General features: G+C 48.1%; 14 protein-coding genes and 4 tRNA genes. 3 read left to right on the top strand and 15 right to left on the bottom strand.

All coding sequences use genetic code 11. The annotated features are described in order from the left end of the window. Positions 1-33 precede the first annotated feature (33 nt). From rpoB to murB, 15 genes are all read right to left on the bottom strand, one after another. A complete protein-coding gene (gene rpoB / locus BIT28_RS10405; protein WP_075763492.1) occupies positions 34-4059 on the bottom strand; it encodes a DNA-directed RNA polymerase subunit beta in 4026 nt (1341 codons plus the stop codon). 221 nt (positions 4060-4280) lie between these two features. After that, on the bottom strand, positions 4281-4649 hold the full coding sequence (gene rplL, locus BIT28_RS10400) for a 50S ribosomal protein L7/L12 (protein WP_075763491.1): 369 nt from the start codon (positions 4647-4649) through the stop codon (positions 4281-4283). A gap of 60 nt (positions 4650-4709) precedes the next feature. Beyond that, positions 4710-5204: a 50S ribosomal protein L10 gene (gene rplJ / locus BIT28_RS10395; protein WP_075763490.1), complete on the bottom strand. Its 495-nt coding sequence runs from the start codon at positions 5202-5204 to the stop codon at positions 4710-4712. A 249-nt stretch (positions 5205-5453) separates the two neighbouring features. Beyond that, positions 5454-6158 carry a 50S ribosomal protein L1 gene (gene rplA / locus BIT28_RS10390; protein WP_075763489.1) on the bottom strand — a complete coding sequence of 235 codons (705 nt, stop codon included), beginning with the start codon at positions 6156-6158 and terminating at the stop codon, positions 5454-5456. A 4-nt stretch (positions 6159-6162) separates the two neighbouring features. After that, the gene (gene rplK, locus BIT28_RS10385) at positions 6163-6591 is read right to left on the bottom strand and encodes a 50S ribosomal protein L11 (RefSeq protein ID WP_075763488.1); all 429 of its coding nucleotides are present in this window, start codon (positions 6589-6591) and stop codon (positions 6163-6165) included. Positions 6592-6716: 125 nt separating this feature from the next. Then, on the bottom strand, positions 6717-7262 hold the full coding sequence (gene nusG, locus BIT28_RS10380) for a transcription termination/antitermination protein NusG (RefSeq protein WP_075763487.1): 546 nt from the start codon (positions 7260-7262) through the stop codon (positions 6717-6719). Positions 7263-7273: 11 nt separating this feature from the next. Then, positions 7274-7651 (bottom strand): preprotein translocase subunit SecE, encoded by a 378-nt coding sequence (secE, locus tag BIT28_RS10375; RefSeq protein ID WP_075763486.1) that lies wholly within the window; start codon positions 7649-7651, stop codon positions 7274-7276. Positions 7652-7867: 216 nt separating this feature from the next. Continuing rightward, a complete protein-coding gene (gene tuf, locus BIT28_RS10370; protein ID WP_075763485.1) occupies positions 7868-9052 on the bottom strand; it encodes an elongation factor Tu in 1185 nt (394 codons plus the stop codon). 104 nt (positions 9053-9156) lie between these two features. Then, positions 9157-9232 (bottom strand) — tRNA-Thr (locus tag BIT28_RS10365). A gap of 11 nt (positions 9233-9243) precedes the next feature. After that, positions 9244-9318, bottom strand: a tRNA-Gly gene (locus tag BIT28_RS10360). Positions 9319-9357: 39 nt separating this feature from the next. Then, positions 9358-9442, bottom strand: a tRNA-Tyr gene (locus tag BIT28_RS10355). A 19-nt stretch (positions 9443-9461) separates the two neighbouring features. After that, positions 9462-9537, bottom strand: a tRNA-Thr gene (locus tag BIT28_RS10350). 96 nt (positions 9538-9633) lie between these two features. Next, positions 9634-10365, bottom strand: a complete 732-nt coding sequence (locus BIT28_RS10345) for a type III pantothenate kinase (protein ID WP_075763484.1) — start codon at positions 10363-10365, stop codon at positions 9634-9636. Continuing rightward, positions 10365-11327: a bifunctional biotin--[acetyl-CoA-carboxylase] ligase/biotin operon repressor BirA gene (gene birA / locus BIT28_RS10340; protein WP_075763483.1), complete on the bottom strand. Its 963-nt coding sequence runs from the start codon at positions 11325-11327 to the stop codon at positions 10365-10367. Before birA ends, BIT28_RS10345 begins: the two co-directional genes overlap by 1 nt. Continuing rightward, positions 11324-12364, bottom strand: a complete 1041-nt coding sequence (gene murB, locus BIT28_RS10335) for a UDP-N-acetylmuramate dehydrogenase (RefSeq protein ID WP_075763509.1) — start codon at positions 12362-12364, stop codon at positions 11324-11326. The genes birA and murB overlap by 4 nt, the downstream gene beginning before the upstream one ends. A gap of 75 nt (positions 12365-12439) precedes the next feature. On the opposite strand from murB, the gene BIT28_RS10330 reads away from it, so the two are divergent. The 3 genes from BIT28_RS10330 (at position 12440) to BIT28_RS10320 (ending at position 14992) form a co-directional block, all read left to right on the top strand. Continuing rightward, on the top strand, positions 12440-12865 hold the full coding sequence (locus BIT28_RS10330) for a GNAT family N-acetyltransferase (RefSeq protein ID WP_075763482.1): 426 nt from the start codon (positions 12440-12442) through the stop codon (positions 12863-12865). Positions 12866-12993: 128 nt separating this feature from the next. Beyond that, positions 12994-14343, top strand: a complete 1350-nt coding sequence (gene pssA, locus BIT28_RS10325; protein ID WP_075763481.1) for a CDP-diacylglycerol--serine O-phosphatidyltransferase — start codon at positions 12994-12996, stop codon at positions 14341-14343. Positions 14344-14362: 19 nt separating this feature from the next. Continuing rightward, positions 14363-14992, top strand: a complete 630-nt coding sequence (locus tag BIT28_RS10320) for a nicotinamidase (protein WP_075763480.1) — start codon at positions 14363-14365, stop codon at positions 14990-14992. Positions 14993-15539 lie beyond the last annotated feature (547 nt).

Genomic DNA, 15539 nt, shown 5'->3' with positions numbered 1-15539 from the left:
GTAACTAAATAAGTATAGGTAACTAGCCTAGGCTTATTCGTCTTCCAGCTCGATGTTGATACCCAACGAGCGGATTTCTTTCAACAATACGTTGAAGGATTCCGGCATACCAGGTTCCATACGATGGTCGCCATCGACGATGTTCTTATACATCTTCGTACGGCCGTTAACGTCATCCGACTTAACAGTTAGCATTTCCTGTAGAGTGTAAGCTGCGCCGTATGCTTCCAGCGCCCATACTTCCATCTCACCGAAACGCTGACCACCGAACTGTGCTTTACCACCCAGCGGCTGCTGAGTAACAAGGCTATAAGAACCGGTAGAACGGGCATGCATCTTGTCATCAACCAAGTGGTTCAGTTTCAGCATGTACATGTAACCAACGGTTACAGGACGCTCAAACATGTCACCGGTACGACCGTCAAACAGTTTCAGCTGACCAGACTCAGGCAGATCACCCAGTTTCAACAGCTCTTTGATTGATGCTTCAGGCGCACCATCAAATACAGGCGTTGCAATCGGTAGACCGTTACGTAGGTTCTTAATCAACGTACGTACTTCGTCGTCAGATAGAGCAGCGATATCCACTTTCTGGCGCGTATCGCCCAGATCGTAGACCTTCTGCAGGAATTCACGGAACTTGTGAAGTTCTTGCTGCTGCTTCAGCATCTCGTTGATCTTGTCACCGATACCTTTCGCTGCAAGACCCAGGTGAGTCTCGAGGATCTGACCGATGTTCATACGAGATGGTACACCCAGTGGGTTCAGTACGATATCGACTGTCTGACCTTTCTCATCGTACGGCATGTCTTCAACAGGGTTGATCTTAGAGATTACACCCTTGTTACCGTGACGACCCGCCATCTTATCACCAGGCTGGATACGACGCTTAACCGCTAGGTATACTTTAACAATCTTAAGTACGCCCGGCGCTAGGTCATCACCCTGTGTGATCTTACGACGCTTGGTTTCAAACTTCTTATCGAACTCAGCTTTCAGTTCATCATACTGCTCTGCAAGCTGCTCCAGCTGGTTTTGCTGTGCTTCGTCATCAAGTGTCTGTGCAAACAGTCTTTCGCGGTCCATTGAAGCAATCTTGTCTTCACTGTAACCGGCAGAAAGCAGAAGCGTACGAACACGTGCAAGAAGACCACCCTCAAGGATCTGGAATTCTTCCGTGATATCTTTCTTCGCTTCTTTCAGCTGCATCTCTTCAATTTCAAGCGCACGCTTGTCTTTTTCTACGCCATCGCGGGTAAATACCTGAACGTCGATGATCGTACCAGACACAGAGTTCGGTACACGTAGTGAAGAGTCTTTCACATCAGATGCTTTTTCGCCGAAGATAGCACGTAGTAGCTTCTCTTCAGGTGTTAGCTGAGTTTCGCCCTTAGGCGTCACTTTACCAACCAGGATGTCGCCACCCTTCACTTCAGCACCAATGTAAACGATACCTGACTCATCCAGCTTAGAAAGCGCCGCTTCACCCACGTTAGGGATATCAGCAGTGATTTCTTCAGCACCCAGCTTAGTATCACGCGCCACACAAGATAGCTCTTGGATGTGGATAGTTGTCAGGCGATCTTCCTGTACAACACGCTCAGAGACTAGGATGGAATCCTCGAAGTTGTAACCGTTCCAAGGCATGAACGCGATACGCATGTTCTGACCAAGCGCTAGCTCACCCAGGTCGGTTGAAGGACCATCAGCAAGCACATCGCCACGAGCCACAGGCTCACCCGGCATCACAGTTGGACGCTGGTTGATACATGTGTTCTGGTTAGAACGGGTGTACTTAGTCAGGTTGTAGATGTCGATACCCGCTTCGCCTGGTACCAGCTCGTCTTCGTTAACTTTGATAACGATACGAGATGCATCTACTGACTGTACTTGTCCGCCACGTTTGGCAACGGCAGTTACACCGGAGTCAACGGCTACGTTACGCTCGATACCTGTACCAACTAGCGGCTTGTCTGCGCGCAGTGTCGGAACAGCCTGACGCTGCATGTTCGCACCCATAAGGGCACGGTTCGCATCATCGTGCTCTAGGAACGGGATCAGAGATGCCGCCACCGATACAACCTGGTTGGTTGCAACGTCCATGTACTGAACATGGTCGCGTGGGTGCAGGCCTGATTCACCTTTCTGACGTGCAGTGATCAGTTCGTCAGCGAAAGAACCGTCTTCATTAAGCGCGGCGTTCGCCTGAGCGATAACATACTGGCCTTCTTCAATCGCAGACAGGAAGTCGATTTCTTCGGTTACCTTGCCGTCGATTACTTTACGGTATGGCGTTTCCAGGAAACCGTAAGCATTACACTGGGCAAATGCCGACAGTGAGTTGATCAGACCGATGTTTGGACCTTCTGGCGTTTCGATAGGACATAGACGACCGTAGTGGGTCGCGTGAACATCTCGAACTTCAAAGCCAGCACGCTCACGAGTCAGACCACCTGGACCAAGCGCCGAAATACGACGTTTGTGAGTAACTTCTGACAGTGGGTTGTTCTGGTCCATAAACTGAGACAGCTGAGAAGAGCCAAAGAACTCTTTAACTGCCGCAGAAATTGGCTTCGCATTGATTAGGTCCTGAGGCATCACAGCATCAAGATCGCCTAGACTTAGACGTTCCTTAACTGCACGCTCTACACGAACTAGACCAACACGGAACTGGTTTTCAGCCATTTCGCCAACAGAACGGATACGACGGTTACCAAGGTGGTCGATATCATCAACTTCACCACGGCCGTTACGGATGTCGATCAGTTTGCGCATCACGTCAATGATGTCAGAGTGATCAAGGGTACCCGCACCCGTTGTCTCTTCACGCAGAAGAGAGCTGTTGAACTTCATACGACCAACAGCAGATAGATCGTAACGATCTTCTGAGAAGAACAGGCTTTCGAATAGCTGCTCTGCTGCTTCACGTGTTGGCGGCTCACCAGGACGCATCATGCGGTAGATTTCTACTAGCGCACTCAGGCGGTCAGTCGTGCTGTCGACACGGATGGTGTCAGACATGTACGGACCGTAATCCAGGTCATTGGTGAACAGAACTTCCAGTGACTTGTGACCTGCTTGTGAAAGCAGAGCCAGAGTCTCTAGGCTTAGTTCTTGGTTAGCTGCTGCGATTAGCTCGCCGGTTTCCTCGTTCACGTAATCACGTGATGCGATTTTACCCACGATGTATTCAACAGGGACTTCAATGTGGTCAACACCGTCTTTGCCAAGCTGGCGAATATGACGGGCTGTGATTCGGCGGCCTTGCTCTACATATAGCTTACCGTTCGCTTCGATGTTGAAGCTTGCAGTTTCGCCACGCAGACGGTCAGGCACAAGTTCCATAACCAGAGACTTACCTTGAACTTCGAAGTTTACTTTCTCGAAGAACATGTCAAGGATTTGCTCGGTTGTGTAACCTAGCGCACGAAGAATAATTGAAGCTGGAAGCTTACGACGACGGTCGATACGTACGAATACGTTATCCTTAGGATCAAATTCGAAATCCAACCATGAACCACGGTATGGGATTACGCGTGCGTTATAAAGCACTTTACCTGAGGAGTGGGTTTTACCCTTATCGCTGTCGAAGAAGACACCCGGGCTACGGTGCAGCTGGGATACGATAACCCTCTCGGTACCGTTAATAACGAATGTACCGTTATCAGTCATGAGCGGAATCTCGCCCATGTAAACTTCTTGTTCTTTGATGTCTTTTACGGTGCCAGCTGGCGCATCTTTGTCATACATGACAAGACGTAGCTTTACACGCAACGGTGCAGAGTATGTTACGCCACGAATCTGACATTCTTTAACATCGAAGACCGGCTCACCGAGACGATAGCTAACGTATTGCAGCTCGGAATTGCCGTTATAGCTCTGAATCGGAAAAACAGAACGAAAGGCAGCTTCTAATCCGTAGTGCCCTTCCGGATCCTGCTCGATGAACTTTTTGAAAGACTCAAGCTGGATCGACAGCAAGTATGGTATGTCCAACACTTGTGGACGCTTACCAAAATCCTTACGGATACGCTTTTTCTCGGTATAAGAGTAAACCATAGGTTCCTCAGATCGCTGATAAGTGATCCAAACTGCTCAAAACGAGGAGCAGTGACTAATAACACTGTTTATTGTAGGAACAGCTTCAAAAAGGAGCTGTTTTTTGCACAGTTAGTGGTTGCAAAACAATGTGAAAAACACCACTACCCTACAGCGCAAAAAGGCCGGTGGCAATTAGCCACCAGCCATTAGCCTTTTCAGGCTAAGAAATTAAGTAATAATTACTTAATTTCAACAGAAGCACCAGCTTCTTCTAGCTGAGCTTTAAGAGCTTCAGCTTCAGCTTTGTCAACACCTTCTTTCAGAGGTGCTGGAGCGCCGTCTACAAGACCTTTAGCTTCTTTCAGACCTAGGCCAGTTGCGCCGCGTACTGCTTTGATAACCTGAACTTTCTGAGAACCAGCAGAAGTTAGGATTACGTCAAATTCAGTTTGCTCTTCAGCAGCTTCACCGCCTGCTGCGCCGCCTGCTACTACTGCAGCTGCAGCAGAAACACCGAATTTTTCTTCCATAGCTTCGATAAGCTCAACAACTTGCATTACAGACATTTCTGCAACTGCGTCTAGGATTTGCTCGTTAGTGATAGACATAACAATTCTCTTTGAAATCAACAATTAGTTTAAATAGCAACCAGTGAGAAACCAGGGCAATTAAGCCGCTGCTTCTTCTTTCTGATCGCGTAGAGCTGCGATAGTACGTACCAGCTTGCCAGCTGAAGCTTCTTTCATGCACATCATTAGGCGTGCAATCGCTTCGTCGTAAGTTGGTAGTGTCGCAAGAATTTCTGCGTCAGCAACAGCGCCTTCGAATGCGGCTGCTTTGATCTCGAAATCTTTGTTCTCTTTAGCGAAGTCTTTGAAAAGACGCGCTGCAGCACCTGGGTGCTCGTTAGAGAAACCGATCAGTGTAGGACCAACGAAAGTGTCTTGTAGACACTCGAAGTCAGTACCTTCAACTGCACGGCGTGCTAGTGTGTTACGAACAACTTTCAGGTAAACGCCGTTTTCACGAGCTTGTTTACGTAGAGAAGTCATCGCATCAACTGCAACGCCACGAGAGTCAGCAACAACTGCAGACAGGGCACCATTGGCAGCTTCGTTGACTTCAGCAACAATTGCTTTTTTGTCTTGAAGATTTAATGCCATTGGATTAGCTCCTGGATTTAGCTGGGTTACCCCAGTCATTACACCACTCACTGCCGGTATGACAGGAGAGTCTTTACGGCGCAGATCCAAGACAGATTTACATCAATCATGTTCTGGCACCGTCTACGTAGGTAGTATTAAGTTCCTAAGAACGCCTACGGTCTTGGACGAAGGCTAATTAACAAGCAATTAGCCTCAGCCATGAATTTGTGAACGCCAGATTATACACTAACCTGGCAGTTCTGCAAATTATTGTGCGTTAGTTTCCAGAGAGTTCTGGTCTAGCGCTACACCTGCACCCATAGTGGTGGAGATGCTAACTTTCTTGATGAAAGTACCTTTAGCAGAAGAAGGCTTAGCTTTCTTCAGAGCCACTAGAAGTGCTTCTAGGTTCTCTTTAAGGTTTGCTGCGTCAAAATCCACTTTACCGATAGTAGTGTGGATGATGCCGTTCTTGTCGTTACGGTAACGAACCTGGCCAGCTTTAGCGTTCTTAACCGCTTCAGCAACGTTAGGAGTTACAGTACCAACTTTAGGGTTTGGCATCAGACCGCGTGGACCAAGGATAGTACCAAGCTGACCTACAACGCGCATTGCATCTGGAGATGCGATAACTACGTCGAAGTTCATTTCGCCTTTCTTAACCTGGTCAGCAAGCTCTTCCATACCTACTAGGTCAGCGCCTGCTTCTTTAGCAGCTTCTGCGTTTGCACCTTGAGTGAAAACAGCAACACGGATATCACGACCAGTACCGTGTGGTAGCACAGTTGCGCCACGAACGTTTTGGTCTGATTTACGTGCATCGATGCCAAGGTTAACAGCAACGTCAACACTTTCAGTAAATTTAGCAGTAGCTAGTTCTTTAAGAAGAGCAACAGCTTCGTTGATTTCGTACTCTTTAGTTACGTCAACTTTGTCACGGATAACGCGCATGCGTTTAGTCAGTTTTGCCATTGTCTTAACCCTCTACCACTAGGCCCATTGAACGAGCAGTACCTGCAATCGAACGCTTCATAGCTTCGATGTCAGCACCAGTCATATCAGCCGCTTTAGTTTCAGCGATTTCCTGAACCTGAGCGTCAGTAACAGTACCAACTTTCTCAGTGTTAGGACGGCCAGAACCAGACTTAACGCCTGCTGCTTTCTTCAGAAGAACTGCTGCAGGTGGAGTCTTAGTAACGAACGTGAAAGAACGGTCGTTGTATACTGTGATAACAACAGGAATTGGAAGACCTTTCTCGATTGAGTCAGTCTTAGCGTTGAACGCTTTACAGAATTCCATGATGTTCACACCGTGCTGACCAAGAGCTGGACCAACCGGTGGACTAGGGTTTGCTGCACCAGCTGCTACCTGCAGCTTGATGTACGCTTCTACTTTTTTAGCCATTGCTATATACCTAAATTTGGGTTCGAACGTCTATTCGTAAAAGAACAGACTCCCCGTCTAACGAAAGGGCGCGAAATTATAGTCCAATTTCACGCCCCTGACAATAACAGCTGATTAATTATTGATCAGCTTTTTTCAACCTGACCGAACTCAAGCTCAACCGGTGTTGCACGGCCGAAGATCGATACAGAAACCTTCACGCGGCTCTTGTCGTAGTCAACTTCTTCTACAACGCCGTTAAAGTCTGCAAAAGGCCCGTCGGTAACACGTACAACTTCACCCGGCTCAAAGACAGTTTTGTGAACTGGTGATTCACTTGCCTGCTGAAGACGGTTAAGAATGGCATCCGCCTCTTTATCAGAGATAGGAGCTGGACGGTCTGAAGTGCCGCCGATGAACCCCATTACACGAGGGATACTACGTACCAGATGCCATGTCTCATCGTTCATCACCATCTGTACAAGCACATAGCCTGGAAAGAACTTACGTTCACTCTTACGGCGCTGACCTGCACGCATCTCAACTACTTCCTCGGTCGGTACAAGTACCTCATCAAAGTAGTCTTCCATGCTATGCATCTTGATATGCTCACGTAGTGATTGCGCTACACGACCTTCAAAACCTGAAAAGGCCTGTACTACATACCATCGTTTTTTTGGAGCTTCGCTCATGAACTCTTACCTCACACACCGGTAACTAGGCGGACTAGACGGACCATGATGCCGTCGATACCCCACAAGGCTAACGCCATAATGACAGTGACAGCTAAAACGATAAAGGTTGTCTGCGTAGCTTCCTGACGAGTAGGCCATACTACCTTGCGGACTTCCATGCGCGATTCGCGGGCAAACGTAATCGCGGTTTTACCTTTTGCTGTAAGTGCGGCAAGACCACCAGCTGCAGCTACAAGAACTACAACGGCCGAGGCGCGCAACACTACAGAAACATCACTGTACAGGTAATTACCAACCACAGCGGCAGCTAGCAAAGCAAATACAGCGACCCATTTTAGGCCATCCATACTGCTAGAGCTGCTTTGGTTTTCGGCATTCGCTTTCATACAACCAACCTGTAACTAGTCTCAATATAGACGAAAATAACCCCGCAAGTGCGAGGCCATAAATGAAGGAAAGCGCTAACGCCTTAATTACATAGAAAAAACTTCATCTCAATAAACTTTTACTCTACGTTCCTGACCAAAAAACAACCTGACCAAAAATCGAACGCAGAAAAAGGGCATCAAATGATGCCCTTTTTGGTGCCTTGTCGTCAAATATTATTCAACGATCTTAGCAACAACACCAGCACCTACTGTACGACCGCCTTCACGGATCGCAAAGCGTAGACCTTCGTCCATCGCGATAGGAGCGATTAGAGTAACAACCATTTTAATGTTGTCACCAGGCATTACCATTTCAACGCCTTCTGGTAGCTCGATAGTACCAGTTACGTCAGTTGTACGGAAGTAGAACTGTGGACGGTAGCCTTTGAAGAATGGCGTGTGACGGCCGCCTTCGTCTTTAGACAGAACGTATACTTCTGACTCAAAAGTAGTGTGCGGAGTGATAGAACCTGGCTTAGCAAGAACCTGACCACGCTCAACTTCGTCACGCTTAGTACCACGCAGTAGAACACCAACGTTCTCACCAGCACGGCCTTCGTCAAGAAGCTTACGGAACATCTCAACACCAGTACAAGTTGTTGTAGTGGTCTCTTTGATACCGATGATTTCTACTTCGTCACCTACAGTGATGATACCCTGCTCAACACGACCAGTTACAACAGTACCACGGCCCTGGATTGAGAATACATCTTCGATAGGTAGGATGAACGGACGGTCGATCGCACGCTCTGGCTCTGGGATGTAGTTGTCTAGTGCTTCAGCTAGCTCAACGATCTTGTCTTCCCACTCTTTCTCGCCGTTTAGCGCGCCAAGAGCAGAACCCATGATTACTGGGCAGTCGTCACCTGGGAATTCGTACTCAGATAGAAGTTCACGAACTTCCATTTCTACTAGCTCTAGTAGTTCTTCGTCATCAACCATGTCACACTTGTTCATGAACACGATGATGTATGGGATACCAACCTGACGGCCTAGTAGGATGTGCTCACGAGTCTGAGGCATTGGACCGTCAGTTGCAGCAACAACCAGGATACCACCGTCCATCTGTGCAGCACCAGTGATCATGTTTTTAACGTAATCGGCGTGTCCTGGGCAGTCTACGTGTGCGTAGTGACGAGTTGGAGTATCGTACTCTACGTGAGAAGTAGAGATTGTGATACCACGCTCGCGCTCTTCTGGAGCGTTATCGATAGATGCGAAGTCTTTAGCCTCACCACCGTATACTTTTGACAGAGTAGTACAGATAGCAGCTGTTAGAGTAGTTTTACCGTGGTCAACGTGGCCGATAGTACCAACGTTAACGTGCGGTTTTGTACGTTCAAATTTTTCTTTAGACATGGATAGTCCCTCTAGGCACGGCATTTGGTGGCATTACGACCACACAACCAATCATGGGTTTGTAGAGTATATATCAAAAGGATTGAAGTGACTTGGAGAGGGAGTGGTGCTGATAGGCGGATTTGAACCGCCGACCTCACCCTTACCAAGGGTGCGCTCTACCGACTGAGCTATATCAGCACACAAAAGTGTGGAGCGGGCAGCGGGAATCGAACCCGCATCATCAGCTTGGAAGGCTGAGGTAATAGCCATTATACGATGCCCGCAAAACTCGTAACTCGTAGAGCTATTCAATCATTTGAAAATGGTGGAGGGAGATGGATTCGAACCATCGAAGGCAGAGCCGTCAGATTTACAGTCTGATCCCTTTGGCCACTCGGGAACCCCTCCAGGGGTGTTGCAAAGAAACTGGTGCCGACTACCGGAATCGAACTGGTGACCTACTGATTACAAGTCAGTTGCTCTACCTACTGAGCTAAGTCGGCTTAAGTGCTGCGCATTCTAGAGAATGATCCCAGCCCTTGCAATACCTATATTATTTTTTTTTCAGTTTTTTCTATCAAGCGTTGTAATTTTAGCCATCATCGGCATTTTGCATACAAAGCAAGACCTTCCAGTACCAAATCTGAACGGTGTCGGTAGTGTTTTGACCAAGACACAGGTAAATGACGAACGCCTCCACCGCATAGGATCACTTCAGGCTCGGCCTTCAGTTTATCGCGGGCTTGCCCCAGACCATATTCAATCAGCCCCAGCAGTGCTGCCCGGCAGCCATTTTTCAGGCCGTCAGCGGTATTGTCAGCAAAGCTGATTGTTTCACTGTGCTCGCGATCCGAAAAAACCTTGGTGGTATTTTCCAATACCGACTTCATCATGAGCTGGTAGCCTGGCGCTATCCAGCCGCCCTGATGCTTGCCGTCTTCGGACAGCACATCAAAGGTTAGCGCCGTGCCGATATCGACAATCACGGTTGGCCTTTTAAATTCCTGCCGAATAGCCACCAAGGTCAACCAGCGATCGACGCCCAGATATTGGTACTCGGCATAGGCATTCTTTACGCCAAAATCTTTACGCAGCGTTTTTACCTGCATTACCGGAATATTGGCCAACTGGGCTATACGCTGGATGGAGTTATCGACCTCCACCGGGCCAACACTGGCAAAGACGATTCTGTTAACTTCCTTCTCTAACAGCGGCTCTAGCACCATTTCCAGCTTACGGCTTGGATATCGTCCTAATAGCTCGAAATTGCCATCGTCAAATAGTTGGGCAACCTTGACATAGGTGTTGCCCGCTTCAATTAATAATTGCATTAACAACCTCTAAGGCTGATTTCACCACCGACGTAAGGCGTAATACCTTGTTCGGTTTCCAGTAATAACGCCCCCTGACTATTAATTCCGCGGGCTATTCCTTCTACCACACGCTCACCAATTAATAATTTCACAGGGCGATCCAAAAAGTTATCTAATCGATTCCAACGCTCAATGAAGCCATCCAGGCCAACATTCTCGTAATGCTCAAGCGTTTCGTACAAACGCCGGATCAGCGTTGCTGCCAGCTGGTTTCGCTCCGGAAGGTGGCTGCAAGCCTGCGTCAAATTGGTCCACGCCTGGCCGATATCCGATCCTTCCTGCTCTGTCATCGCAACATTCAGCCCCATCCCAATCACCAGGTGGGCAGCTTCTCCGGCCTTGCCTGTCATTTCGACAAGAATTCCAGCCAGCTTCCTATCTTGGTAATACAGATCGTTGGGCCACTTGACTTTGATATCCTCTGCCCCGATAGATTGCAGAGCTTCGGCAATCGCCACTCCGACAACAAGGCTTAACCCCATAGCAGCAGCCATACCGGCATCAAGGCGCCAATACATAGAAAGGTATAAGTTACTACCAAACGGAGAAAGCCACTGCCTTCCTCGCCGGCCACGGCCAGACTCCTGATACTCCGCCAGGCAGACAGCGCCTTGGGGTAGCTGACCAACCCGATCAAGCAGGAATTGGTTGGTTGAGTCAATCACAGGGATGAGATCTAAGCTTGAGCACTTTACCTGAGCTAAAAGTTTATCGCAATCAAGCAGTTCCAATTTTGATGCCAGACTATAGCCTTTACCCTGGACCCGGTAGATATCCAATCCCCAGCTTTGCAGCGTTTTAATATGCTTGCTTATCGCCGCACGAGATATCCCAAGCGACTCTCCCAGCGCCTCACCGGAATGGAATCGTCCATCCGATAACATAGCGACTAACGCCAAACGTGTAGCATGATCTATCATGACATCATCTCCGCCAGTTTTGTCTCTTGACTGGCAGCCATAAAGCGTACTTCATGCTCTAGGGTGACACCAAACGTCCTGTCCACCGTTACAACTATATCATTCGCCAGCTCAATGACATCCCGGGCTGTCGCCTGCCCATGGTTTACCAACACCAGCGCTTGCTGCTCGTGTACCTTCGCGCCGCCAACCTCATAGCCTTTCAGGCCGCACTGATCTATCAGCCAACCTGCGGCCAGTTTGTAACACCTATTTCCCATGTCATAACTCGGCATATGAGGATACACCTGCAATAGTGCATCTCGTTTCTCACTGTCAACTACAGGGTTTTTGAAGAAACTTCCGGCATTGCCGAGTACTGCTGGATCTGGCAGCTTTTCTTGACGAATTCGGCACACTTCGTCATATATGTCTTTGGCCGATACGGCATCGGGATCGAACTTTGCCAGCGGACCGTAGCCTAAATTCGGCAGCCATTCTTTCGGCAGTACCAGACCAACCGCAATGATGGCATGACTGTCTTTCAATCCATGCTTGAAAATTGAGTCACGATATCCAAACTGGCAGTCGGCTGCCGACAACCGGGAAAACTTGCCGGTTTCCAGCTCAACCACATCCACGTACTGGCAGATATCTTTTAGCTCTACACCATAGGCACCAATATTCTGGATAGGGGATGAACCAACACACCCGGGAATTAACGCCAGGTTTTCCAAGCCGGGCATATTGTTTTCAATGGTTGTGCATACCAGCTGGTGCCAGTCTTCACCGGCGCCGACATGCAGCTGATAGTTGTCTGTCGTTTCCGTAATGTCGATACCCGATATACGGTTCAACACGATGACACCGGCATAGTTTTCACAGAACAGTAAATTGCTTCCCTGTCCGACAATCAACTTAGGTAAAGTCCGATATTGTTCATGCTGCCAAATGTCGACCAAATCCTCTGCCGTCTCCGCAACTACAATGTGTTCAGCTGCGACCTCTATGCCAAAGGTGTGAAAAGGTGCCAACGACCTTTCTTGCAAAACTTTCATGCTATTATCGAACCATACCATTTATACTATTGGCCGCATTTTAACTGATTCATCCTGACAACGCAGTGTTTTCCCATGAGCAAGCTTAGATTCCACCCACTAGAACCCCTCCGTTTTCCGTTGATCAATCGTTTCTATAAATCTTACTACCCAGCAGGGAAAGCCAAAAAAGATGAAGTTATCTGGGTGGGAGAGGATAACAGCAGTATCATCTGCTGTGTCAGATTCAAGCAATTTGACAACTATCAGTTACTCACCGGTATGTTGGTACACCCAGAACAACGTGGTATGGGTTTAACCAAACAGCTACTAACAGGCTGTTATCAGCAACTTATAGAGACACCCTGTTATTGTTTTGCCTTTGCTCATCTAGAGACGCTATACCAGGGGGCAAACTTTATCGCACTCCCCGAGAGCGAACTCCCCGAGCCGCTATTGAGTCGTCTCCGGCGCTACCGGCAAAGTGGAAAGAAGCTGGTTGCAATGCGCTATCAACCCTAATTTACAGTTATTCAACCTATCCGTGACACAAGCCAATAATGGTATTGATAGAATCAGGGAATTTTCTGGTATAATTCCGCTCTAAATTAACAGATTTATCTTTAATAGGTCGCGTAAACGAGGCGATAATGGATTCAGCTATTGCTAACAGGCAGCGCATTGAGCAATTGCCATGTATTGCACACAAACCGGAAGATTTAGAGACACTTCTAGATGCAGGATCTTTCCGCGAACGTCTTCACCAAGAAATCACTCAGGCTAAGCAGCGTATTTATCTGGTAGCTCTCTACCTGCAAGACGATGATGCTGGACGAGGCATTCTAACAGCACTGTATGAGGCCAAGCAGGCAAACCCTGACTTGGATATTAAGGTACTGGTCGACTGGCATCGCGCTCAGCGAGGGCTTATTGGTGCCGCTAAATCAGATGGAAATGCTGCACTATACCGCGAGTTCGCAGAAAACTATGAGCATCAAATTGATGTACTGGGTGTTCCGGTGCGTAACAGGGAAGTCTTTGGTGTTTTGCATCTGAAAGGCTTTGTGATCGATGACAAGGTTATCTATAGCGGTGCCAGCCTTAATGATGTCTACCTTGCACAGCATCAGCGTTACCGTTACGACCGATACCACGTCATACAGAATGCTCATCTGGCCGACAGTATGGCGAAGCTCATTAAGGAAACGTTAGCAGACAGCGATGCTGTAAATTGCTTGAGCCAGGCAATTCGTCCTGAAACCAAGGCATTGAAAGGTGCAATCAAAGATCTTCGCAACCAATTACAACGTGCGAGTTATTCTTTTGCCCCTGAGTCCGTAGGTAGCGATCAGGTCGGCCTAACACCTCTGATTGGCCTCGGAAAGCGGAAAAACAAACTGAATCAGCATATCTGCACCCTGATTGCTAGTGCGCAGAAAGAGCTGACCATTTGTACGCCTTACTTTAATTTCCCGCGTCTCATTAGTCGCGAAGTAAAACGTGCAATCCGACGAGGCGTAAAAGTAACCATTGTTGTTGGTGATAAAACAGCGAATGACTTTTACATTCCACCTAGCGAGCCGTTCAAGACGATTGCAGGCCTACCTTACCTCTATGAAGTGAACCTGCGAAACTTTGCCAAGCAGAATGAAGGGGCTATTGCTCGTCGCCAGCTAGCTATCCACCTCTGGAAGCACAATGACAACAGTTTCCACCTGAAAGGGATCTGGGTTGACCGCAGCTATATGCTAATCACAGGCAATAACCTCAACCCAAGGGCTTGGAAGTTAGATCTTGAGAATGCCATCTTGGTGCATGACAAGAGTCAGCTATTAGCCGAGCAGAAGCAAAAAGAGCTCGACTGTATTCTGAGCCATACTCAGCTTGTAGGCAGCTATAAATTTATCGAGAAAGTCGAGACCTACCCTGCTCCAGTAAGGAAGTTGATTAAGCGGATCCGCAGAATAAAAGCTGATCACATTCTTAATCAAATCCTGTAGACCTGTAGAGGAAATGCGCATGACTATCGCCGCTATTGATGTAGATCCGCAACGTACTTTCAGCCCTCTTTGTCCTGATGAGCTGCCAGTACCAGAAGGCGATCAAATCGCTCCCGCGCTCAATGCCCAGGCAGAGCTGGCAGACCTACGGATATTAACGAAAGATGCGCACCCTCCTCAGGCGGTATGGGTTGTTGATAGCCATGATAAAATGCTTCAACCGTTACCTCACCCCAATGCAAACCTAACCTGGGTAGCCCATGCAGTCCCAGGTACACCTGGATTTAAAACGATCCCAGGATTACCTGCCGTCACCGATTACGATCATGTTATCTGGAAAGGGATCGAGCCTGATCTTCACCCTTATGGTGCCTGCTTTCATGATCTTGAAGAGAGACTAAGTACTGGGCTGATCGAATGGCTTGATAGCCAAAAGGTAACCACTATTCTTGTCGGCGGCTTGGCGACAGACTATTGTGTGAAAACAACCGCCTTACAACTGCAACAAACAGGAAATTTTAAAGTCATTGTTAACCTTTCAGCTTGCCGCGGGATTGCTCCCGATACCACAGAGCAAGCTTGTGCCGACATGCAGAATGCGGGAATCATAGTAGCGACAGACCTTGCAGCTGTCCGCGCGCTGCTCTAGCTATACAGTTCAACATCAGTACACTAAAAAAACAGCCTCTTTTGAGGCTGTTTTTTTATATCTATTATCATCCAAGCATCATTACCTATAAGTTTTTATATAAAGCGGCATAGCGCTTGATCTGAAAGGCTCTTTACAGGTAGTTGATTGAGTTAACAGGCACGCCTAGGCTGTGCTGGCATTCCGGCCCGAGAAAAATGCGCAGCACTGTCAGGAGCGTCAGATACAAGAAAGCCCCGTCATTTCTCACGAGGCTTCTTAATAAGTAGCGGAGCGGATGGGACTCAACGCGCACGGCCAGTGCCGCGACCTAGAGGCCGCAGGATTCTTGGGGGCGATATATAACAAAAAAACCTGCCGTTACCGATAGGTTTTCTTAATAAGTGGCGGAGCGGGCGGGGCTTCCATACCGAACATCAGCGCGTCCCCCGGCGTGACAGGCCGCTGCTTTCAGGTTAATAGGCTAATACCAATCTAAGTAAAAATATGATCTAATTGAGGATTGTCTTTCAGATGATCAAATCGCTATGGATAGCCTCAATAATAT

The organism is Photobacterium proteolyticum (assembly GCF_001939735.1).
GTDB classification, from domain to species: Bacteria; Pseudomonadota; Gammaproteobacteria; order Enterobacterales; family Vibrionaceae; genus Photobacterium; species Photobacterium proteolyticum.
Note: the sequence above shows the minus strand (reverse complement) of the source record. Positions and strands in the feature narration are given on the sequence as shown.

Excerpts from the sequence above, each read along its gene's own strand:
- rpoB (WP_075763492.1), bottom strand. The coding sequence starts at position 4,059 with ATGGTTTACTCTTATACCGAGAAAAAGCGTATCCGTAAGGATTTTGGT.
- rplL (WP_075763491.1), bottom strand. The coding sequence starts at position 4,649 with ATGTCTATCACTAACGAGCAAATCCTAGACGCAGTTGCAGAAATGTCT.
- rplJ (WP_075763490.1), bottom strand. The coding sequence starts at position 5,204 with ATGGCATTAAATCTTCAAGACAAAAAAGCAATTGTTGCTGAAGTCAAC.
- rplA (WP_075763489.1), bottom strand. The coding sequence starts at position 6,158 with ATGGCAAAACTGACTAAACGCATGCGCGTTATCCGTGACAAAGTTGAC.
- rplK (WP_075763488.1), bottom strand. The coding sequence starts at position 6,591 with ATGGCTAAAAAAGTAGAAGCGTACATCAAGCTGCAGGTAGCAGCTGGT.
- nusG (WP_075763487.1), bottom strand. The coding sequence starts at position 7,262 with ATGAGCGAAGCTCCAAAAAAACGATGGTATGTAGTACAGGCCTTTTCA.
- secE (WP_075763486.1), bottom strand. The coding sequence starts at position 7,651 with ATGAAAGCGAATGCCGAAAACCAAAGCAGCTCTAGCAGTATGGATGGC.
- tuf (WP_075763485.1), bottom strand. The coding sequence starts at position 9,052 with ATGTCTAAAGAAAAATTTGAACGTACAAAACCGCACGTTAACGTTGGT.
- BIT28_RS10345 (WP_075763484.1), bottom strand. The coding sequence starts at position 10,365 with ATGCAATTATTAATTGAAGCGGGCAACACCTATGTCAAGGTTGCCCAA.
- birA (WP_075763483.1), bottom strand. The coding sequence starts at position 11,327 with ATGATAGATCATGCTACACGTTTGGCGTTAGTCGCTATGTTATCGGAT.
- murB (WP_075763509.1), bottom strand. The coding sequence starts at position 12,364 with ATGAAAGTTTTGCAAGAAAGGTCGTTGGCACCTTTTCACACCTTTGGC.
- BIT28_RS10330 (WP_075763482.1), top strand. The coding sequence starts at position 12,440 with ATGAGCAAGCTTAGATTCCACCCACTAGAACCCCTCCGTTTTCCGTTG.
- pssA (WP_075763481.1), top strand. The coding sequence starts at position 12,994 with ATGGATTCAGCTATTGCTAACAGGCAGCGCATTGAGCAATTGCCATGT.
- BIT28_RS10320 (WP_075763480.1), top strand. The coding sequence starts at position 14,363 with ATGACTATCGCCGCTATTGATGTAGATCCGCAACGTACTTTCAGCCCT.